We start from the raw sequence: 13,942 nt of genomic DNA, 5'->3' as shown, positions 1-13,942 counted from the left end.
GGAGCGCGTAGCGCGCAGTGAGTTCTGCGGCGCACCCTCTGTGCGAGCATCGCAGGTTGCCCGTAGCGCAGCGAAGGGACGCGCGCAGTAGGGTCGCCCTTTCTTTGGTGACTTTCTTTCGGCGACGCGAAAGAAAGTTACTCGCACGCCGGGCGACTCCCGGCCTCCGTCCTCAACCCGAGCACGCCGCCAGACCGGCACCCACACTCACACTCACAAACTACAAAAACAATAGCTGCCAGCGCTTAATGGATAAGCGCCAGAGCCCAAAAAGACTTCAAAAAATCAAACCCACCCCGCATCCACCTTGAACTCCTGCGCCGTACACATCGCCGCATCATCCGACGCCAAAAACAACACCATCCGCGCAATGTCATGCGGCCGCAGCTTGTCCGGCAGGCACTGGTTGCGCGCCAGCTCTTTCTCGCCCTCGGCGTCCAGCCACAGCTTGATCTGCCGCTCCGTCATCACCCAACCCGGCGACACCGTGTTGATGCGGATGCGGTCCTGCCCCAGCGTCTTGGCCAACCCGCGCGTGAGGCCGTTCACCGACGACTTGGCGATGGCATAGCAAGGGTAGCCCGTGCCCTTGCCCTGCCAGCCGGTGGAGCCCAGGTTGATGACAGAGCCCGCACCCAGCCTGCGCATGCCGGGCACCACGGCCTGGATGGCGAAGAAGGCGGGGCGCTCGTTGATGGCCATGCGCTCGTCGTAGTACTCGGGGGTTACGGACTCCAGCGTGTGCCGGTCATCGCTGGCCACGTTGTTCACCAGCACTGCAAAGTCGTTGCCCAGCTCGGCTGCCGCTTCGGCCACACAGGCTTGCAGGGCGTTCACATCTCGCACATCGCACACACGCCACCAGGGGCGGGGCAGGCCTGCGTCGGCAATGTGCTGGGCCAGGGCTTCGCTCGCGTTGCGCGCCACGTCCACAAACGCCACGCGGGCGCCTTGCTCGGCAAACGCCGCCACGATGGCTGCGCCAATGCCGCTGCCGCCGCCGGTCACAAACACGGCGCGGCCTTGCAGGCTGGGGAATTTCGCCAGGCCCTGGGGGGCACCCGTGGCGTCGGTCGAGGAAGAGGAGGGGGTAAAAAGCTGTGTCATATCAATATTGCAATCAATCAATGGCAAAAAAATTAATTTCAAGCATCAATTGGCGTTGATAAGATGCCGCTCGTCAAGTGCCTGGCGGCAGGCCGATGCAAAAAAACGACCGGAGACAACCAACGTGCGCCCTTCGCTGGATACCCCCATCCCACCGTCCAGCGGCGCGTCCGCCTCTGCGCCAACAACCACCGGCGCCGTGCGCTGCGTGATGACACTGGGCAACGCGCTGGGTGAAGGCGTGCTGTGGTCGGTGCGCGAGCAGGCGGTGTACTGGGTGGACATCCTCCAGCGCGAGCTGCATCGCTGGGACCCGGCCACCAGCGCCCACCAGCGCTGGACGTTTGATGAAGAGATTTCTGCCATTGCCGAACGCGCCAACGCCCCGGGCTTCATCGTCACCCTGCGCCGGGGTTTTGCACTGTTCGACCCCGCTGCCGACATCGCCCCGCGCTACCTGCACCAGCCCGAGCCAGAGCGCACCGGCAACCGATTCAACGACGGCAAGTGTGACGCCCAGGGGCGCTTTTGGGGCGGCAGCATGGACTTTGCGTGCGAGGCCCCCACGGGCGCGCTCTACAGCTACGCCGCCAGTGGCGACTGCGTGCGGCACGACGATGGTTTTGCCGTGACCAACGGCCCCACCTGGGCCCCTACCGCGCAGGGCCCGGCCATGTTTTTCAACGACACGGTGCAGGGCGCCACCTACCGCTACCACTGCGACCCAGCCACCGGCACCGTGAGCGACAAAACGCTGTGGAAGCGCTGGCCCGCGGCTGACGGCGTGCCCGACGGCATGACCACCGATGCGCAGGGCCGCCTGTGGGTGGCGCACTGGGGCGGTGGCTGCGTCACCTGCCACGACGCCGACACGGCGGGCGAGCTGGCCCGCATCCCGCTGCCCGTAAGCCAGGTCACCAACTGCGCCTTTGGCGGTGCGGACCTGCGCACGCTGTACATCACCTCGGCCCGCACCGGTCTCACGCCCGAGCTGCTCGCGACCGAGCCGCTGGCCGGGGCACTGTTTGCCGTGGACATCAGCACGCCCGGCCTGCCCGCGCATCTGTTTGGCGGCTGACGCCGACCCCATGCGCAGCGGCGGGGCCGTGGCTCCGCCACCTCCTTTTTCCTCCATCCCGCAGAAAGCACACCGCCCATGACCGAGGCCTCTTCATCCCACCCCATCGTCTGGCTGCACCACGCGGGGCAGCACCTGGGCCTGGTGCCCACGCTGGGCGGCAGCGTGGCGGCCTGGCAGATCGACGACCCGCAAGAGGCTGATGCACGCATCGACCTGTGGCGGCCATGGGATGGCGCCACGCCCGATTTGTACCAGCTCGCATCCTTTGCCATGGTGCCCTGGTCCAACCGCATCAGTGGCGGCGGGTTTGAGCACGCGGGGCAGTTCCACTCCATGCGCCCCAACCGCATGGGCGAGCCGTACCCCATCCATGGCGACGGCTGGCTGCAGCCCTGGCAGATCACCCAGCCCGCACCCGACACGCTGCAGATGCAGCTGCGCTCCGATCAATTTGACGGCAACCCCTACGAGTACGAATGCGTGCAAACCTTCCGCCTGGTGGACGGCGGCCTGGACCAGTCGGTGCAGGTGCGGCACCTGGGCGCGCAGCCGCTGCCCTACGGCCTGGGCCTGCACCCCTGGTTTCCGCGCACGCCCCGCACGCGCATCACGGCGCCGGTGCAGGGCGTGTGGCTGTGTGGAGACGATCCCCTGCCCACGGAGCATACGCAGCACTTCCCGCCGGGCTGGGACTTGAACACCGGCGCACCCGCCAACGGCGGCCTGATCGACAACGCCTACACCGGCTGGGGCGGCACGGCGCAGATTGACTGGCCCGAGCGCGGCCTGCGCCTGACGGCCCACATGCCCGACTTTGAAAAGGATGGCGGCACGGCCCAGCACTACTGCCTGGTGTACCGCCCGCCGCAGGGCCCGGCGTTCTGCTTTGAGCCCATTACCCAGCCCATCGACGCCTTTCACCAGCCGGGCCAGCCCGGCCTGCGCACACTGGCGCAGGGCGAGGTGCTGGTGATGAATGTGCAGTGGCGCTACCAGCCGCTGACTGGTTGAGGGTGGGGCTTAGAACAGGTTCTTACAGCTGCGCTGCGTGGCACGCCACGCACAGCTTGTTGCCGTCCGGGTCCCGAAAATACGCGCCGTAGTAATGGGCGTGGTACTCGGGCCGCGGGCCCGGGCGGCCCTCGCACACGGCGCCCAGGCTCAGCGCCAGGGCGTGTGCAGCATCCACCTGGTCGCGCGTGGCGGCCGCAAAGGCCACCATGGTGCCGTTTCCGGGTTGCGGCACCTCGCCATTGAAGGGGTGGGCAATCACAAACAGCGGGCGGGGGCCGGGGTTGGATTCCCAACCTGCCCAGGGCCGGCTGGGCTCGCAAAACCGCTCCTTCACGCCCAGTACGCTCAACACGGGCCGGTAAAACGCCAGCGCGCGCTCAAAGTCTGAAATGCCCACAAACACGTGCGACAGCATGATGGGGTGATCCTTCTGTTGGTCTGATTGCTGGGGCCTATGCGGCCGACCCTGTGTGCCCCGGTGCCCGGCCCTTGCGGGCCTTGCTGCTGCCCAGCGCATTGAGCTCTACCGCCGCACGGATGAACGCGCGGAACGCATCGACAGGCAGCGTGTCGCCTTCGTTGATATCAATGGCACGGCGTGCATTGCCCTCCAGGCTGGCATTGAAAAGGCGCGCCGGGTCGGGCAGGGCGGCGCCTTTGAGAAACGTGAGCTTTACCGCTGTCTTTTGGAGCCTGTTGACGGCCTCGCAGGGGGCGCGCAGCGGTCTTTGCGGGATGGGGTGCAAGGCGCGGTGCGCAGCCAATAGCTCGGCTATTGGCAAGCGCCGCAACGCCGCAGACCACCCGCAAAGACCACTGCCCGAAGGGTTGGAGCGAAATCGGGCGATTGGACGCCCCGGCTGCTTGCATGGGCATGAGCCCATGCGGCGCATCCGAAGCATCCATTCATCCCGATTGCGCTCCAACGCGATCCCCTGCGAGGCCGTCAACAGGCTCCAGCTCTCGCCCGTGCACAAGATCCCACCCAGCGACCACACCGGCGTGCCGCGCCACTTCCACTCTTCCACCACACCGGGCGCGGCCTCGTGGATCAGCTGGCGCACCTGCGCCAGCACCTGCCCACGCCAGCCGCCCAGGTCGGCAATGCGCTGGTCGATCAGTGCCGATGCGGCGGGCCCAGTGGTTGCCGCGTCTGGGGCGGTGGTGTTGGGCGCACGGCCCATGGCAGTGGGTGGGGATTTTTTGGCAGCAGCCACGGGGTGGTCCTTGGTGGATTGGGCGCAAAAGGCGAGGGGTGACGCCCCGCCATTGTTGCCACTCCGCGCACCTTGGCAACCCCGCTACAACGGGTTGTTACCTTCTGGCCTGCCTCTGTTCATTCAGGCAAGCGCGTCGGTGGCTGCAGGACCTGCGCCCCCTTTGCGCCCCTCCGCGCGCCCTTGCGCGGCGTTGCACCGCGCCTCCGCACGATTCGCTTCAGCCGCGCGCTGCGGTCTACCCCGCCACCCGCGTCAGCACTTCGCGCGCCTGCTCCGCAGTCACTGACGGGCCGCCAGCCTGCGCCGTCCAGGCCACAAACTGGTCGGGCCGCACCAGCACCAGCGGTGCGCCATAGCGCGCGGGCTCGGTGCCTTCGCCCCCGTCACCACAGTCCACCAGCCGCAGCGGCAGGCCCGCCGCCGCCTCGCGAAAGGCCTGCACCGATGGCGCGTGGGCGCCGTCGCCGCCCACCACCAGCAGCGAAAAGCCCGGGCCCAGTTCCTCAAACACGTTGCGCCCGCTGGGCAGCGTGGCGGGTGCCAGGTGGTGGCCCGGCCGCGCCGTGAATTGGTGCGAGCCCTTGGCGCTGGTGGTGCGGCCCTCGCTGCCCCACACAATGGCCGAGCCCTCGTAGTGCGGCTCAAACGCATGCACTTCGCCCACGGCCCCTTGGGCGCGTGCTTGCCACGCGGCTTCAAACGCGGCCTGGTCGCGCGCCGGGTCATAGGCGTCCAAGAATTCCTTGTCGGTCTCGATGGACCGCGCAATGAAGTCGTTGATGGTGGACGCAAACACCGGGCGCCGCTCGGCGTCGTACGAGTCCAGCAGCCGCTCGCCGCCCCAGCCCTGCAGCACGGCGGCCAGCTTCCAGCCCAGGTTGCGCGCGTCTTCCAGGCCCGAGTTCACGCCATAGCCGCCGTAGGGCGGGTGGCTGTGCGCGGCATCGCCCGCGATGAACACGCGGCCTTTGCGGTAGCTGTCGGCCAGCATGAAGCGCAGGTCCCAAAAGCCGATGTGCTCAAACTCCACCTCAAACTCCGCGCCCACCGCCTCGTGCAGGTAGGCCGCAAAGTCAAAGTTGTCTTTGGTGGTGCCCGGCGGCACCGGGGCGTGAAAGAACCAAGTGCTGCCCAGATCCACCCGGCCCAGAAACTTCCAGTAGCCCTTCAGCTCGGGCTGCAGCACGTTGTAATAAGACTTGCCGGGGTAGCGCTCCAGCAGCTGGTGCAGGCCTTTGGACTTGAACACCAGCAATACCATCATGCGGTCGTGGTCGGTGCGGGAGTGGGTGATGCCCGCCTGCTCGCGCACCACCGACCGGGCGCCGTCCGATCCCACCACATAGGCGCCGCGCAGCACGCGCTGGGCCTTGCCATCGCCACGCTGCTGGATGGTGACGGACACGCCCGCGTCATCCTGCGCCACGGTGCTAGTCTCCCAGCCATAGAGCGTCTGCACCGATGGCAGCTGCGCCACGCGCTGGCGCAGCACGGCCTCGGTGGCGTACTGCGGCAGCCGCTCGTTGGCCGTGAAGTAGTAGGGCTTGACCAGGTCGCGCTGCAGCCAGTCGTAGCTGTAGGGCCCCAGCAGCGTGCCGTGTGCGGTCAGCCCGCCAATGCCGTATTCGACCGGGATGGTGCGCGCCGCACGCAGCTGCTTTTCTGCACCCCAGAAGTGAAAGTGCTCCATGGTGCGCTGCGTAAGGTTTTGCCCCTTGGGGATGGGCTGGGGCTGCACATAGCGCTCCACCACGATCACGCTCACGCCGCGCTGGCCCAGCTCAATTGCTAGGCCCATGCCGACGGGGCCGCCGCCCACGATGATCACTTCGGCGTCTTGCTGCGGCGCCACGGTTGCTTGCTGGTTCATGTTGTTGGTGTTGTTCGGTACGGGTCGGTTTGGCACTGGCCGCGATGCAGTGTTGTGCAGTGCGGCGCGCTACTGGCCACCGCTGGGTGCGGGTGGTCGTGGTTACTCGGCGGTGATGCCCTGGGCCTTGATCAGGTCGGCCCAGCGCTTGGCATCGGCCGTCACCAGCTTCTGGAAGGCGTCGGGCGAGCTGTGGGCGGGCGTCATGCCTTGGGTCTCGAACGACTTGGCCACGGCAGGCGATGCCAGCACGTCGCGCAGCTCGGCGTTCAGCCGGTCCACCATCGCGCGGGGCGTGCCGGCGGGGGCAAACACGCCGTACCACATGTCCACGTTCAGGTCGCCCAGCTTCAGCGTGCCCAGCGACGGCACCTCGGGCAGCAGCGGGTGGGGCGTGTCCGAGCTGATGGCCAGCGCCTTCAGCTTGCCCGCCTTCACATGCTGCAAGGCCACGTGGATGGGCAAAAACATCGCGTCGATCTGCCCGCCCAGCAGGTCCGTCACGGCCGGGGCGGTGCCCCTGTAGCTGATGTGGGTGAGCGAAATCTTGGCCCGGTTTTTCAGCAACTCCATCGCCAGGTGGTGCGGCGTGCCCGCACCGGGCGAGCCGTAGTTGAGCGAGCCGGGCTTGGCCCGGGCGCGGTCCATCAGGTCCTTGAGCGATTCGATCCTGGACCCGGCCGACGCCACCAGCAGCAGCTGCCCCCAGCTCGTCTGGCTCACAGGCGCTAAGTCCGTTAGCGGGTTAAACCCCTGCTTGGGGTACAGCGCCATGTTCATCACCAGCGTGTTCACGCTGACCAGCAGCGTGGTGCCATCGGGCGTGGCGCGCACCACCTCTTGTGTGCCGATGATCCCGGACGCCCCCGCCTTGTTCTCCACAAAAAACGGGCGCTTGAGCCGGTCAGACAATGGCTGCGCAATCTGCCGCGCAATCAGGTCAATGCCCGTGCCGGGCGTGAACGGCACCACCAGCCGCACCGGTGCATCAGTACCCGTCTGCGCCCAGGCCCTGGGCGTGGCGGCGGCAGCCGTGGTAGCCAGCGCGCCCAGCACCAGGCTGCGGCGTTGGGGGGAGGGCGGGTGCGCGTTGGCACGCAGGGTGGGCAGCTGGGGCATGGGGCTTGTCTCTCTAGTCGTTGGAAGGGCGTTGCAGGACAATTACAACGACACTCTTGACATTGATCAAACGGAAAATTCTGATGAATTCTTCATCAAAGCTGATGAATGTCAGCACCCGCCAGCTCCACGCTTTTCTGGAGGTCACGCGCCTGCAGAGCTTTGCCAAGGCGGCCGAGCAGGTGCACCTGTCGCCCTCGGGCATGAGCATGCTCGTCAAGGAGCTGGAGGATCAGGTGGGCGCCCGCCTGTTTGACCGCACCACGCGGTCCATCACGCTGACCGACGCCGGGCGCCGCCTGCAGCCCGTGGCCGAGCGCGTGGTGGGCGAGCTGCGCGCCCTGGGCGCCGTGCTGGACGGCAACGAGGCCGCGGTGCGCTCGCGCCTGCTGGTGGCGGCCACGCCCATGATCTCGGCCAGCCTGCTGCCCGAGGTGATTCGCGGTTTTGCGCAAAGCCACCCCGGTGTGCAGGTGCAGCTCAGCGACGTAGAGGTAGGCACCGTGCGCCAGCGCGTGCTCGACGGCGAGGCCGACATCGGCTTTGGCTTCTTCGTCAAGCCCGCCGTGGGGCTGTCGCGCCAGCCCTTGTGCAAGTTCCGCCTCATGCGCATCAGCCCGCCGGATGCGGCGCACACCAGCGGCCAGCTGTCAGACAGCCAGCCCTGGAGCCGTCTCAAAGACGTGCCCCTGGTCAGCCTGCCATCGGGCAACCCCATCCAGGTGGTCATCGAAAAGCAGCTCTCGCGCCTGGGCCTGGCCCACCAGGAGCGCCCTCGCATGAACCTGATCGGCACCCTCATCGGCATGGTGCGCGCAGGCCGTGGCAGCGCCATCGTGCCCTCGTTCGCACTGGAAGAATGCCTGCGCCAGGGCCTGGGCGTCGCCATGCTGCGCGAGCCGGTGGTGCACCTGGACCTGTACCTGGCCTACCGCCGGGGCACGCAGCAAAAACCGGCCGCGATGGCGTTTGCCGACGCGTTGCGGGAGGCGGCGGTGCGGTTGCCGGCTTGAGGGCGTGGAGTGTCTCTGGATGATGCTGGGACCTGTGGGGCTGCGATTCAATGCGAAATGTGCCTCAAGCGCTAGCGCAACATGCCGTAGCAGCTATTGAAATGAGAGCGGATATGGCTTGGCCCACTGTTGTCGCGCGCCATCCGTCCCTTCCATTTCGTCGGCCTGTCGCTTCACAGCGCCAACAGCTTCTGCAACTCGCTGCGCAGCACCTCCACCACCTCTGCCAGGTCCAAGGCTTGCAGGCGGTTCTTTTTCAGAAAGGCGGCCCACTGTTTCTGCTTGGCCGCATCCTGTGCAAATGCGTCGCTCAGGCCTGAGGGAATAGCATGGGGCAGGGCCAAGTGCCGCCGATGAAACGTGGCCGCCACTGCACGGTGCAGTTCTTGCCGGTCCAACACGCCTTCGGTCAGCAGCACCCACAGGTCAAAGTAGTCCTTCATGCGCGTGTTGGCCATGCCCAGCAGGCACACCGCATGAAACTTCTCTGCCACCACCGTGTACTTGGGATAAGCGCGCAACTGGGGCGCAGGCAAGTCTGGCAGCAGCACCGGGTAGTGCACCGCCTCGGGCGCCGGGGTCACCGCGTCGCCAAAGCCAATGTCCACCTGAAGCGCAATGCGTGCGCCATCCAGTGTGGCCAGCAGGTCCACCCGCACGCCGCCATACCCCGCCTCTTTGCGAATGGTGGTGCCCTTGACCGAGGCCGGGTCAAACGCCAAACCATCATCCACCTCGATCTGGTATATCTCGCAGAACGCCAGCACGGCAGATTCAACGTCGTCCGGGCCAAAACCCAGCAGGTCCGCATCGCGCGTGGGCCGGTGAGGCTGGTCAAACCACAGCGAGAACAGCAGGGCGCCTTTGAGCAGATATCGGTTAGCGTGTGGCGAGATCGACAGCCGGTACAGCAGCCGCTCTAACCCATAGCGAGTCAGCGTCAGGTTGAAGTCCTGCTGCTGAGCATCGGCGTGCTGCTTGAGCCGCGCGCGGACGGAGGCCGCCACATTGCGCTGGCTCATGCCGTCACGCTTTCCAGATAAGGCCGCATCACATTGGCCACGCGGTTGATCGTGGCGTAGTGCCACAGCGCATCCATGGGCAGCTTGCCTTGCTGCCAGCCATCGCGCAGCGCCTCCAGCGCCACGTCCAGCCCAATCTTGTTGCGGTATTTGAAGCAGTCCGCCACCGTCTTGGCGGCGTTGAACACCGGTACCTGCACGCCGTCAATGTCCACCAGTTCGATGCCTTCCGTCAGCGCCGCGCCAGACATGCGCACCACACGCAGCGCCGGTTGCCCCGGGCGTGGGGTGGGCGTGTTCGGTGGTATCGCCATCCACACCTCAAACGGTGCCTGCGTGCCAATGCCATGCACGCGCAGGGCAGAGAGCAAACACACTACGCCCTTGGGCACACGCAGCGCGACCTCGGCCAGCGAGCGGTGTTCGCTGACCGCCCGGCCCGGCAGGCTGTACATGCCGCGTGCCACGCGGTCGAGCTTGCCTGCGGCGACCAGCCGGGTGAGCAGTACCGTGGGCAGCCCATGCGCACCCAGGTCGCGCGCGCGGAGCAGGGGTTGGCGTTGGGCAAGCTCAAGCACCGTGTTTTCTTGGGAGGTGAGGGGGGCTGATGACACGCCGCAAGTTTGTTGTATTGGATAGTTTTTTGTCAATAAATAACTAAAAAACGCAACAAATTAGGCTTTGATCCAGGTTCTTTAATCTATTCTTTTATCTATTCAATTTTCCATTCAACCGGCGTATCCTTAAGGCATGCCCTCCGCCGCCCAGACCTACGCCAACGCCATCCGCCCCCTGCTGCGCCCCGGCCCCGCCAAGGCGCAGGCGCTGGCCCAGGCGCTGCAGGTCAGCCAGCCCACCGTCTCCCGGGCACTCAGCGCGCTGGGTAACGAGGTGATGCCTTTTGGCGCTGCAAGATCTATTCAATACACGCTCCGCGATCCCCAGCGCGCCGATCTGGAGGCCACCGTGTACCGCGTCACCCCCCGGGGCGCGCTGGAAACCCTGGGCACCCTGGTGCCGGTGTGCCCGCAGGGCTTTGTGATGGTCGAGGTGGGCGGGGCCCGGCTGCACAGCGACGGCCTGCCGTGGGGGATTTTTGACATGCGCCCGCAGGGCTACCTGGGGCGGGCGTACTGCCAGCGGCACGGCCAGCGCCTGGGCCTGCCCGAGCGGCTGGGCGACTGGAGCGACACCCACGCGCTGCGCGCCATCCTGGACCAGGGCGACGACATGCCCGGCAACCTGCTCATCGGCCCCACCGCACGCGACCAATTCGTCAACGCGCCCGACCCCGTGCCGATTGCAGCCGCGCAAAAACTGACCACCTACGCCCAGCTGGCCGACCTGGCCGCGCGCGGCGAAGTGGCGGGCTCGTCAGCCGCCGGGGAGCAGCCTAAGTTCACCGCCTACGCAGAGCAAGCCGATGGCACTGCCGCGCATGTGATGGTCAAGTTCACCGCAGAACTCGACACCCCCGTCAGCGCCCGCTGGCGCGACCTGCTGCTGGCCGAACACATTGCCCTGCAGGTGCTGCGCGACCATGGCGTGGCGGCCGCGCAGTCAATGACCTGGACGCACGGCACCCAACGATTTCTGGAGGTGCAGCGGTTTGACCGGCTGGGGGCGCGCGGACGAAGGGCGCTGCACTCCTTCGCCGCGCTGGACGCCGAGTTTGTCGGCAGCGGCGGCAACTGGCCGGTGATCGCCAGGGCGTTGCTGAAGGAGGGCGTCATCACCCCCCAGGCCTTTGACACAGCCTGCCTGCTGTGGGCGTTTGGCACCCTGATCGGCAACACTGACATGCACAGCGGCAATCTGTCGTGCTTGTCAGAGGGGCGTAGGCCTTACGAGCTGGCGCCTGCGTATGACATGACGCCCATGGCGTTTGCACCCACGGCTGGGGGAGGTTTGCTGGATCGGACACTGGAACTGACGGTGGGGGAGCAGGTCAGCGCGGCGGCTTGGAAAGAGGCGCTTGTGATGGCGCAGGTGTTTATGCACCGGTTGGAGGGCGAGGAAGGATTCAGCTCGGGTTTTGACGTGTGCAAGGCTGAGTTGCTGCGCTATTTGACGGTGGCTGCGGAGCGTATTGGGCGGCTTGCGCTTTAGGGTGTATATCGGCGGCGCACGCAGCAGAAGCAGGCGGCGATGGCGTTTGCGACGGCGTTGAGGGCGGCTAAATCCGTGAGTGCTGGAGCGTGCGTTGGAAGCGGATTCAATGCGAAACATGCCTATAGCGCATGATCTATGTGCGGTAATAGCTATGAAATTGAGCGCGCGTGCGGTGACGCTCTTTCTCTTTGATTTTTGAAATGAATGGATGAGGATCAGTCACTATAGAACCGTTGCAGGCGGGGGGATTATAAATTACTCATTTTGATTAATAGATACGGATTTTTGTGGCAATTCATCTTTGAAATCAACTTCTGATACAGGTTCGTAATCCGAGGTCGGAGGTGTTTTTAAAAATTCTGGTATCACGAGGTCTTCATTTTCTGGGGTGCTGATGTTTGCGCCGCATGTTCCGCATAATATTTTTCGCTGATGTGACATGATTGAAAAATTTTAGGCAGAAAGTCTCAACGACATCTCATTAAATACGATGCGATGAGCATTTAGGTATTTCTGCATCTTTTTCGTGATTTTATCTTTCCGCAGTTGCATCTCTCTATGCAGTCCAAAGGCTTCGATCGTGGCGTTATCTAATCTTCGGTTAATGAGTATCAAACCGTTGTCGTCGAAGCTAATGAGGTGCTTATCAAACAGTGCGTCGAGTGGTGCAGATAGTAGCAATCCATTGTTCGGATCAGTTTTCTGCTGAGCAGTTGAAGGTTTCCAAGGAAGGATGTGCGAAGCAACCAATAACCCGTTCATTTTGTGATCATGCACTGCGCAGCGGTTCTCCCAGTGAGCGCGAACAGCATCAGCAAAAAGATGATGGTTCACTCGTGTCCAAACCAGTCGTTGGATGTCAGATCCTGGTTGGATTTCTGAAGAAGATCCGCTCGGAAGGCTCGTGCCTTGAATGTTTTCCACGTAGTCCCGCGAGCCACCACCCCTACCTTTCTTACCGTAGAAGTCTTTGTCCCTCACAACAGCAGCGTCATGGACGCCGATATGAATGAACTTATCCACATAGAAGCGATAACGAGGTGGCGTAGTAGTTGTGGTGTTGAGAATATTTCCAGCGTGAATGTCTCTAATATTATTTTCACGTTCGACAGAAAGAATTAGCAGTGTGCAGCCCGGTCTTCTAATCGCTGGCCATTCCTCTGTGTAGTTGTGAGAGATATTTTTTAAGTTCTTCTCGTTTGCACGCATTCGCTGGACGGCAGCGATTTTGTGATGATTGAATGATGGGTGATCGAAGACTTGTTGAACAGATTGCATGTTGACGCTAAGGCTATGAGCATTCCATGTTTAGATCAAGAATAATCGTACACTCAATCTCTGCGATCAGCTGCTTTTGGCTACTCGTAGCCACTAGCTGCAAATCTCATCTCACCCCACCGCCCGCATCCCCACCAACCCCGGCATCGCCCCCCGCATCGCCTCCAAAAACAAGCGCAGCCGCGCCGGACAAAACCGCGCATACGGGTACACCAAGTACACCGGCAGCGGCGCCGCGTGCCAGTTGGGCACCAGGTGCAGCAGCTTCCCCTGCCTCACATCGTTGTCCACGATCCACGCCGATGAAATGCACGCCCCCAGCTCGGCCAGGGCGGCGCTGCGCAGGGCGTACAGGCTGTCGGTGGCTAAACGCGGGGTGATGCCGAAGGTGTGGGCTTCGCCGCCGGGCTCTTGCGTCAGCGTGACCTCGCGGCGGTAGAAGGTGCTCAGGGCCAGCCAGGGCAGGGGTTGCAGGTCTTGCGCATGCTGGGGCGTGGGGCGCCCGGCCATCAGGGCAGGGGCGGCCAGCACGATGCGGGGCACCTCGGCCAGGCGCACCGCCACCACGCTGGGGTCGTCCACTGCGCCGACCTGGATGGCGCAGTCGATGCCTTCGGCGATGAAGTTGGGGCGGCGGTCGTGCAGCATCCATTCCACGTCCACCTCGGGGTAGCGGCGCAGGTAGGCCATCAGCGGGGCGATGAACTGGTCTTGCCCAAAGGCGTGTGGCGCCAGCACGCGCAGGGTGCCGCGCGGGGTGTCGGCGGTGCCGCGCAGGTCGTCTTCCATGGCGCGCCAGTCTTCCAGCAGGGCCTTGGCGTGGGCAAAGCAGCGGTCGCCGTCTTCGGTGAGCTTCATCACATGGGTGGATCGCTGCAGCAGCTTGATGCCCAGGCTGCGCTCCAGCGCCTGCAGGCGGCGGCTGACGGTGGGCTGGCTGGTGCCCAGTTGCTGGGCGGCGGCAGACAGGCTGCCGGCCTCGACGATGCGGACAAAGGTCTGCATTAGCTCGATGCGGTCGGCGCCGGGTTGCAAGGCTGGCTGGGTGCTGGTCATACGCAAAGCGTATAACGAATCTGCAATTCAGCCCACTACCCAGTGCAGCG

Annotated in this window: 13 protein-coding genes; 4 read left to right on the top strand and 9 right to left on the bottom strand. The window is 64.6% G+C overall.

Translation table 11 applies throughout. The annotated features are described in order from the left end of the window. Positions 1 to 285: 285 nt before the first annotated feature. A complete protein-coding gene (locus tag ACODSM_RS16455) occupies positions 286 to 1,107 on the bottom strand; it encodes an SDR family NAD(P)-dependent oxidoreductase (RefSeq protein ID WP_309823715.1) in 822 nt (273 codons plus the stop codon). Between the two features lie 124 nt (positions 1,108 to 1,231). Here ACODSM_RS16455 and ACODSM_RS16450 point away from each other — a divergent pair, with 124 nt between their 5' ends. Together ACODSM_RS16450 and ACODSM_RS16445 are read left to right on the top strand one after the other, a co-directional pair. Then, the gene (locus ACODSM_RS16450) at positions 1,232 to 2,185 is read left to right on the top strand and encodes an SMP-30/gluconolactonase/LRE family protein (protein ID WP_488806135.1); all 954 of its coding nucleotides are present in this window, start codon (positions 1,232 to 1,234) and stop codon (positions 2,183 to 2,185) included. A gap of 78 nt (positions 2,186 to 2,263) precedes the next feature. Continuing rightward, positions 2,264 to 3,199, top strand: coding sequence for an aldose 1-epimerase (locus tag ACODSM_RS16445; protein ID WP_488806133.1), 936 nt, complete (start codon positions 2,264 to 2,266; stop codon positions 3,197 to 3,199). A 22-nt stretch (positions 3,200 to 3,221) separates the two neighbouring features. On the opposite strand, the gene ACODSM_RS16440 is transcribed toward ACODSM_RS16445, so the two are convergent. The 4 genes from ACODSM_RS16440 to ACODSM_RS16425 form a co-directional block, all read right to left on the bottom strand. Continuing rightward, positions 3,222 to 3,617, bottom strand: a complete 396-nt coding sequence (locus ACODSM_RS16440) for a VOC family protein (protein WP_488806131.1) — start codon at positions 3,615 to 3,617, stop codon at positions 3,222 to 3,224. Positions 3,618 to 3,654: 37 nt separating this feature from the next. Beyond that, the gene (locus ACODSM_RS16435; protein WP_488806263.1) at positions 3,655 to 4,386 is read right to left on the bottom strand and encodes a DUF1801 domain-containing protein; all 732 of its coding nucleotides are present in this window, start codon (positions 4,384 to 4,386) and stop codon (positions 3,655 to 3,657) included. A 271-nt stretch (positions 4,387 to 4,657) separates the two neighbouring features. Continuing rightward, positions 4,658 to 6,292 carry an FAD-dependent monooxygenase gene (locus tag ACODSM_RS16430; protein ID WP_488806129.1) on the bottom strand — a complete coding sequence of 545 codons (1,635 nt, stop codon included), beginning with the start codon at positions 6,290 to 6,292 and terminating at the stop codon, positions 4,658 to 4,660. Between the two features lie 102 nt (positions 6,293 to 6,394). After that, positions 6,395 to 7,411, bottom strand: a complete 1,017-nt coding sequence (locus tag ACODSM_RS16425; protein ID WP_488806127.1) for a tripartite tricarboxylate transporter substrate binding protein — start codon at positions 7,409 to 7,411, stop codon at positions 6,395 to 6,397. An 83-nt stretch (positions 7,412 to 7,494) separates the two neighbouring features. On the opposite strand from ACODSM_RS16425, the gene ACODSM_RS16420 reads away from it, so the two are divergent. Then, complete coding sequence (locus tag ACODSM_RS16420) at positions 7,495 to 8,424, top strand: LysR family transcriptional regulator (protein ID WP_168162364.1); 930 nt, start codon at positions 7,495 to 7,497, stop codon at positions 8,422 to 8,424. Positions 8,425 to 8,597: 173 nt separating this feature from the next. On the opposite strand, the gene ACODSM_RS16415 is transcribed toward ACODSM_RS16420, so the two are convergent. Both ACODSM_RS16415 and ACODSM_RS16410 read right to left on the bottom strand, forming a co-directional pair. Next, positions 8,598 to 9,446, bottom strand: a complete 849-nt coding sequence (locus ACODSM_RS16415) for a nucleotidyl transferase AbiEii/AbiGii toxin family protein (RefSeq protein ID WP_488806124.1) — start codon at positions 9,444 to 9,446, stop codon at positions 8,598 to 8,600. Continuing rightward, positions 9,443 to 10,024 (bottom strand): type IV toxin-antitoxin system AbiEi family antitoxin domain-containing protein, encoded by a 582-nt coding sequence (locus ACODSM_RS16410; RefSeq protein WP_488806122.1) that lies wholly within the window; start codon positions 10,022 to 10,024, stop codon positions 9,443 to 9,445. The genes ACODSM_RS16415 and ACODSM_RS16410 overlap by 4 nt, the downstream gene beginning before the upstream one ends. Positions 10,025 to 10,196: 172 nt before the next feature. On the opposite strand from ACODSM_RS16410, the gene yjjJ reads away from it, so the two are divergent. Next, positions 10,197 to 11,555, top strand: a complete 1,359-nt coding sequence (yjjJ, locus tag ACODSM_RS16405; protein WP_488806120.1) for a type II toxin-antitoxin system HipA family toxin YjjJ — start codon at positions 10,197 to 10,199, stop codon at positions 11,553 to 11,555. Positions 11,556 to 12,011: 456 nt separating this feature from the next. Here yjjJ and ACODSM_RS16400 read toward each other — a convergent pair whose 3' ends face one another. Next, complete coding sequence (locus ACODSM_RS16400) at positions 12,012 to 12,836, bottom strand: HNH endonuclease (RefSeq protein WP_488806118.1); 825 nt, start codon at positions 12,834 to 12,836, stop codon at positions 12,012 to 12,014. Positions 12,837 to 12,947: 111 nt separating this feature from the next. Continuing rightward, positions 12,948 to 13,892, bottom strand: a complete 945-nt coding sequence (locus tag ACODSM_RS16395) for a LysR family transcriptional regulator (RefSeq protein ID WP_488806117.1) — start codon at positions 13,890 to 13,892, stop codon at positions 12,948 to 12,950. Positions 13,893 to 13,942 lie beyond the last annotated feature (50 nt).

The sequence above is a fragment of the Acidovorax sp. FG42 genome, assembly GCF_057809195.1.
This window is presented reverse-complemented; position numbering and strand designations above follow the sequence as displayed.

What these genes read in the sequence shown, in the direction of transcription:
- ACODSM_RS16400 (WP_488806118.1), bottom strand. Translation starts at nt 12,836, where the DNA reads ATGCAATCTGTTCAACAAGTCTTCGATCACCCATCATTCAATCATCAC.
- ACODSM_RS16455 (WP_309823715.1), bottom strand. Translation starts at nt 1,107, where the DNA reads ATGACACAGCTTTTTACCCCCTCCTCTTCCTCGACCGACGCCACGGGT.
- yjjJ (WP_488806120.1), top strand. Translation starts at nt 10,197, where the DNA reads ATGCCCTCCGCCGCCCAGACCTACGCCAACGCCATCCGCCCCCTGCTG.
- ACODSM_RS16395 (WP_488806117.1), bottom strand. Translation starts at nt 13,892, where the DNA reads ATGACCAGCACCCAGCCAGCCTTGCAACCCGGCGCCGACCGCATCGAG.
- ACODSM_RS16435 (WP_488806263.1), bottom strand. Translation starts at nt 4,386, where the DNA reads ATGGGCCGTGCGCCCAACACCACCGCCCCAGACGCGGCAACCACTGGG.
- ACODSM_RS16445 (WP_488806133.1), top strand. Translation starts at nt 2,264, where the DNA reads ATGACCGAGGCCTCTTCATCCCACCCCATCGTCTGGCTGCACCACGCG.
- ACODSM_RS16415 (WP_488806124.1), bottom strand. Translation starts at nt 9,446, where the DNA reads ATGAGCCAGCGCAATGTGGCGGCCTCCGTCCGCGCGCGGCTCAAGCAG.
- ACODSM_RS16420 (WP_168162364.1), top strand. Translation starts at nt 7,495, where the DNA reads ATGAATTCTTCATCAAAGCTGATGAATGTCAGCACCCGCCAGCTCCAC.
- ACODSM_RS16425 (WP_488806127.1), bottom strand. Translation starts at nt 7,411, where the DNA reads ATGCCCCAGCTGCCCACCCTGCGTGCCAACGCGCACCCGCCCTCCCCC.
- ACODSM_RS16440 (WP_488806131.1), bottom strand. Translation starts at nt 3,617, where the DNA reads ATGCTGTCGCACGTGTTTGTGGGCATTTCAGACTTTGAGCGCGCGCTG.
- ACODSM_RS16430 (WP_488806129.1), bottom strand. Translation starts at nt 6,292, where the DNA reads ATGAACCAGCAAGCAACCGTGGCGCCGCAGCAAGACGCCGAAGTGATC.